At 70.5% G+C, this 4,772-nt stretch carries 6 protein-coding genes; 3 read left to right on the top strand and 3 right to left on the bottom strand.

Annotated features, from left to right (window positions below; genetic code table 11):
• Positions 1–318: 318 nt before the first annotated feature.
• Both ABZ532_RS19555 and ABZ532_RS19550 read right to left on the bottom strand, forming a co-directional pair.
• The gene (locus ABZ532_RS19555) at positions 319–828 is read right to left on the bottom strand and encodes a flavin reductase family protein (protein ID WP_361284738.1); all 510 of its coding nucleotides are present in this window, start codon (positions 826–828) and stop codon (positions 319–321) included.
• A gap of 222 nt (positions 829–1,050) precedes the next feature.
• Positions 1,051–1,377 (bottom strand): thioredoxin family protein, encoded by a 327-nt coding sequence (locus tag ABZ532_RS19550; RefSeq protein WP_361284735.1) that lies wholly within the window; start codon positions 1,375–1,377, stop codon positions 1,051–1,053.
• Between the two features lie 224 nt (positions 1,378–1,601).
• Here ABZ532_RS19550 and ABZ532_RS19545 point away from each other — a divergent pair, with 224 nt between their 5' ends.
• Complete coding sequence (locus tag ABZ532_RS19545) at positions 1,602–2,324, top strand: lysophospholipid acyltransferase family protein (protein WP_361284732.1); 723 nt, start codon at positions 1,602–1,604, stop codon at positions 2,322–2,324.
• 77 nt (positions 2,325–2,401) lie between these two features.
• Here ABZ532_RS19545 and ABZ532_RS19540 read toward each other — a convergent pair whose 3' ends face one another.
• Positions 2,402–3,094 carry a phenylalanine--tRNA ligase beta subunit-related protein gene (locus ABZ532_RS19540; RefSeq protein WP_361284729.1) on the bottom strand — a complete coding sequence of 231 codons (693 nt, stop codon included), beginning with the start codon at positions 3,092–3,094 and terminating at the stop codon, positions 2,402–2,404.
• A gap of 183 nt (positions 3,095–3,277) precedes the next feature.
• Here ABZ532_RS19540 and ABZ532_RS19535 point away from each other — a divergent pair, with 183 nt between their 5' ends.
• Positions 3,278–4,129 carry a YndJ family protein gene (locus tag ABZ532_RS19535; protein WP_361284726.1) on the top strand — a complete coding sequence of 284 codons (852 nt, stop codon included), beginning with the start codon at positions 3,278–3,280 and terminating at the stop codon, positions 4,127–4,129.
• A 43-nt stretch (positions 4,130–4,172) separates the two neighbouring features.
• On the top strand, positions 4,173–4,691 hold the full coding sequence (locus tag ABZ532_RS19530; RefSeq protein WP_361284723.1) for a DUF1990 domain-containing protein: 519 nt from the start codon (positions 4,173–4,175) through the stop codon (positions 4,689–4,691).
• The last annotated feature ends 81 nt before the right edge of the window (positions 4,692–4,772 follow it).

The following is a 4,772-nucleotide window of genomic DNA, read 5'->3' as shown; positions in this document are numbered from 1 at the left end:
CGGTCAGGTCATCGGCGAAGTGCCGGTCACCAGTGGCATCAGGCACGTACTTCACACAGACAACGATCCTCAAGCTCACGCCGGCTCTCCTACTGCATCCGTCTTTTCCGTGGGTCCCCCGCACCGAAGCCAAGGGGGTCCTGCCTTGTGCAGGCAGCATAGGCGCCCGAAGGCGGGGTTTCCGGTCAGGACGACCGATGCCCCGTACGTCATATTACTCGTCAGTACATAGCGGCCCGTGGCAATGAGCAAGCGCTCGGAACTGTGACCTTGACAACGCTGTGTAACCGGGATTTCCCGGCCGCGCGAAGCGTTGAATCAGTCCCCCAGGGTATGGAAGCGCCCCTGGTGGTAAACCAGGGGGCGGCCCGCCCCGTCGGGATCCCCGGCGACCGCCTGCGCGATCACGATGCAGTGGTCCCCCGCGGGCACGCGGGCGACGACCCGGCAGACCAGCCAGGCGAGCACTCCGTCGATGACCGGCACACCCTCGGGCCCGCTGCGCCAAGTGGTGGGCGGGGCGAAGCGATCGGCGCCGCTGCGCGCGAAAGTGGCGGCCAGCTCGCTCTGGTGCTCGCCGAGTATGTGCACGCCGATGTGCTCCGCCTGCGAGACCACCGGCCAGCTGGACGATGCCGTGCCGATGCCGAACGACACCAGCGGGGGCTCGGCGGCAACGGAGTTGAGCGAGGTGGCCGTGAAGCCCACGGGGTGCTCACCCTGGGCGGCGGTGATGACCGCGACACCCGCGGCATGCCGCCTGAAGACGGAGCGGAGCAGATCGGGGGAAGCCAGGCGAGGGGTGGCGAGTCCGGGCAGTGCCGTCATCGAGTCGTCCTTCTGCGTACGGGCGGGCGGTGGTGCGTCGGTTCCGTGGCTGCTGCTTCTCAGGCACCCGGACAGCGCGCACTCACATGGCGGGCACAGTTCCCGCACAGCCGGCTTTGACGAAGGATGAGAGATGGCACCTCGTCAGACTGACGATTGCCGGCACGCACAGTCAAGTGGCTTCCAGGAGATGGGAGAAGCGTCACGGCACGGTGGCCGGCGTCACAGCACCGCGCCGATGGCCGCGATGACATCGGCCTTCCGGGGCTGGCCCGACGCCCGGCGCACGATCCGGCCGCTCGCGTCGAGCACCAGCACGGTGGGGGTGCGCACGATCTCCAGCGCCCGCACGAGCGCGATCCTGGCCTCGGCGTCGATCTCCACATGGGCGACCCCCTCGACCATGGCCGCCACATCGGCGAGCGTGCGGCGGGTCGCACGGCAGGGCTGGCAGAACGCGCTGGAGAACTGGACCAGGGTCGCCCGCTCCCCCAGTTCCGTGCCCAGCTCGGCGGCGTCGATCCGTCGCCCCGTCTGTCCGCTCGTCATCTCTTTCTCCCGCTCGCTTCCACGCTTGCCTCCAGCGCCGCGCCGACCGCCGGGATTCCCGTCGGGTGACACGACGTGACGAGAATCTCGCCGTACGACGCGCCACGGACTGGCCGATACGCCGCGCATAGTGCACGATCTGCCCAATGCCGAAAACCTACGGCTGCGTAACTTCCGCCGGGCGCACCCTCCCGGGGCACAGTGAAGGAAGGGTCTCCTCACCTATGGCAGAGCTTGTCTACCGGCCGGTCATCGGCGCCGCGGTCAGCATGTTCAAGGCGCTCGACCTGAAGATCGACACCAAGGGGTCGGAGTACATCCCGCGCTCCGGCGGTGCGGTGCTGGTGAGCAATCACATCAGCTACCTGGACTTCATCTTCGCCGGCCTGGCTGCCCTGCCCCAGAAGCGCCTGGTGCGCTTCATGGCGAAGGACTCGGTCTTCCGGCACCGGATCTCGGGACCGCTGATGCGCGGGATGAAGCACATCCCCGTGGACCGGTCCCAGGGCGAGGCGGCCTACTCGCACGCGCTGGATTCGCTGCGCGCGGGAGAGATCATCGGCGTGTTCCCCGAGGCCACGATCTCCCAGTCGTTCACGCTGAAGAGCTTCAAGTCGGGTGCGGCCCGGCTCGCCCAGGAGGCCGGTGTCCCCCTGATCCCGATGGCCGTGTGGGGCACTCAGCGGCTGTGGACCAAGGGGCAGCCCAAGAACCTCAAGCGCAGCCACATCCCGGTGACGATAAGGGTCGGCGAGCCCGTGACCGCGCCCCGTGACCAGTACGCCGGAGCCATCACCCGCCGGCTCCGCGAGAGGGTGCAGGAGCTTCTCGAGGCGGCACAGCGCTCCTACCCCGTGCGCCCCAAGGACGCGAACGACACCTGGTGGGTGCCTGCCCACCTCGGCGGCACGGCGCCCACCCCGGCCGAGGTGCGCGAAGCGGGCTGAACCCACTCCGGCGCATGCCGCTCCGGTGTGCGCCACCACTGTGTACGGCACTTCCGTGCACGGCACTTCCGTGAGCGTTACTCCGGTGTGCGGACGGTGATCCGTGCACCGGGGCACAGCTTCTCCAGCATCCCTGCGAGCTCGGCGCCCGCGGCCTCGAGCTCGCCCGTCGACATGGGCGGCAGCGCCTCCAGCAGGAACAGCGCGTTCACCGACTCCTCGGTGAGCCGGGTACGCGGGCCCTGCCGCCAGTTCCACCGCCGGCAGGTGACACCTTCGTCGTCAGTCCAGACGACCTCACCGGCAGCGGGGTACTCCACCGACTCGACCCCCTGCGCGACGGTCACGAAAGGCTCTTCGCCGGCAGCCCGGACCAGACGCATCCCACCCCGGATCCGGTCCAGATCCTCACCGCCCACCGGGATCAGATGGGCCACGCTGATCGCGTTGTACACATCCACGAGCATGTTGACGCGCGGCAGACCGCCGTCCGCGAGGGCGCGCCGGGCGAGCGCCTCGGCTGAGTTGCGCGTACGGGACGGCTTGGCGCCGAAGGCGGTGTAGGCGGTACGCCAGGCGGCGATATGCGGGTCCTCGTGCGGGGCACGGCCTCCGAGCCGCTCGGCGAGCCGGGCCGCGGCCTCGTCGAGCAGTGCCGAACTCGTCTCGTCGCTGGGTCCGTTGACCAGGCCGTAAGCCTCGACGGCGAGATGGGTGAAGCCGGGCACGAGGGTGCGGACCTCGTCCGACACGGTGAGCGAGAGAGCCATCGTCCGTCCTGTCTCACTTGTCTCAGCGCTTCGCAGCGCGGTGGAACGCAAACTTCGCAGTCCACTATAGAGCACTTCACAGTGCACCTCGCTTGACTCTCCTACGGCAACTTGAACATGTTCAACAACACCCCTAAGCTTCCCGGGGAAGTAAATGAACGCGTTCAAAGGGGAGGCTGTGCGATGACAGTACTGGTCAACGCAATAGTGATGCTCGGCATGCTGCTGGTCGTCCCCATCGGATTGCGGCTGATCGACGACCCCGTCCCCCAGCGGCTGGCTCGCTTCTGGCCATGGCTCGCCGCGCCCGGTGCGGTCGCCCTCTGGCTGCCGCGGGGACCCGTCAGCACCTCGCTGGCCTCGCTGTACGCCGTCGCCACCCTGGCCCTCGCCCTGGGCGCCCCCGCGCGGCTGCGGCGGACCCGCTCCCTGGCTCCCGCGGAGGTCGCGACGCTCACGGCGCTGGCCACCCCTGCGGTCGCGGGACTCGCGCTGGTGGCCGAGCGCTCCGGTCACCGGCTCTTCGGCTTCGACCTGGAGATCCTCGCCCTGACCGTGCCGCACTTCCACTTCGCGGGCTTCGCCGCCGCACTGGTGGCCGGACTCGTGGCCCGGGCCACGCTCGGTCCGCTGAGCCGCTTCTCCGCGCTCAGCGTCCCCTTCGGAACCCTGCTCGTGCTGGCCGGATACTTCGTGAACGACACGGCCGAGCTGGCCGGGGCGCTCGTGCTGACCGCCGGGATGTGGGCCGTCGCCGTGCTGACCTGGCGTGAGATCCGCCCGGGAAGCGGGCGGCTGAACCGCGCCCTGCTCGGCGTGTCGGCGGTCTGCCTGGCGGCGACCATGCTGCTGGCCCTGAGCTGGGCGATCGGTGAGGTCACGGGGCTGCCGCACCCCAGCCTGACCTGGATGGCGGCGACCCACGGCATCGGCAACGCCCTGGGGTTCGCGCTGTGTTCCGTACTCGCCTGGCTGCGGCTCGGCCGTCCGCCGGGGTCCCGGCACGGCGCCGCGGCCCCACCCCTCAGCGCCTGACATCCGCCACGGTCCACGACCGTCCACCACCGAGGAGCGCCCCATGGACACCACACCCCGCCTGAGCTACCCCGAGGTCGGCGCCACTCGCCTCGGCAGCCTTCCCGGCGGCTACCAGCACCTCCACCACCGCGCCGCCGTCGGCCATGGCCGCCCGGCCTTCGAGGCCGCGGCCGACGCGGTCACCGGCTGGGGGATGCACCGCGCCTCGGGCGCGCGGGTCACGGCCGACTCACCGCGGGCGGAGCCCGGCACAGTCGTCGAGGTGGCCCTCGGCGTAGGCCCGTTGCGCTTCCGCGCGCCCTGTCAGGTCATCTGGGCCGAACACGGCCCCGAGCGCTCGGGGTTCGCCTACGGCACCCGCGCCGGACATCCCGAGCAGGGCGAGGAGTCCTTCGTGGTCGAACTGGCCGCGGACGGCACCGTGTGGTTCACGGTGACGGCGTTCTCCCGGCCGGCGAGTTGGTACACCCAGCTCGCGGGCCCGCTGGTGCCCCTGCTCCAGCGGCTGTACGCGCGCAGGCTCGGCCGCACGCTGCGGGGCATCGCCGCCGGGGCCTGAGGAGAGCGCTGAGGGGCGTGGGGGGGGGGGCCGGCGGGCGCCGCCGGACGGGGGGGTTGGGGGAAAGAAGGGGTGGCGGCC

Source organism: Streptomyces sp. NPDC019396 (assembly GCF_040632375.1).
In the GTDB taxonomy this organism is placed as follows: Bacteria; Actinomycetota; Actinomycetes; order Streptomycetales; family Streptomycetaceae; genus Streptomyces.
Note: the sequence above shows the minus strand (reverse complement) of the source record. Positions and strands in the feature narration are given on the sequence as shown.

Coding starts and splice junctions, on each gene's coding strand:
- ABZ532_RS19555 (WP_361284738.1), bottom strand. CDS start 828: ATGACGGCACTGCCCGGACTCGCCACCCCTCGCCTGGCTTCCCCCGAT.
- ABZ532_RS19550 (WP_361284735.1), bottom strand. CDS start 1,377: ATGACGAGCGGACAGACGGGGCGACGGATCGACGCCGCCGAGCTGGGC.
- ABZ532_RS19545 (WP_361284732.1), top strand. CDS start 1,602: ATGGCAGAGCTTGTCTACCGGCCGGTCATCGGCGCCGCGGTCAGCATG.
- ABZ532_RS19540 (WP_361284729.1), bottom strand. CDS start 3,094: ATGGCTCTCTCGCTCACCGTGTCGGACGAGGTCCGCACCCTCGTGCCC.
- ABZ532_RS19535 (WP_361284726.1), top strand. CDS start 3,278: ATGACAGTACTGGTCAACGCAATAGTGATGCTCGGCATGCTGCTGGTC.
- ABZ532_RS19530 (WP_361284723.1), top strand. CDS start 4,173: ATGGACACCACACCCCGCCTGAGCTACCCCGAGGTCGGCGCCACTCGC.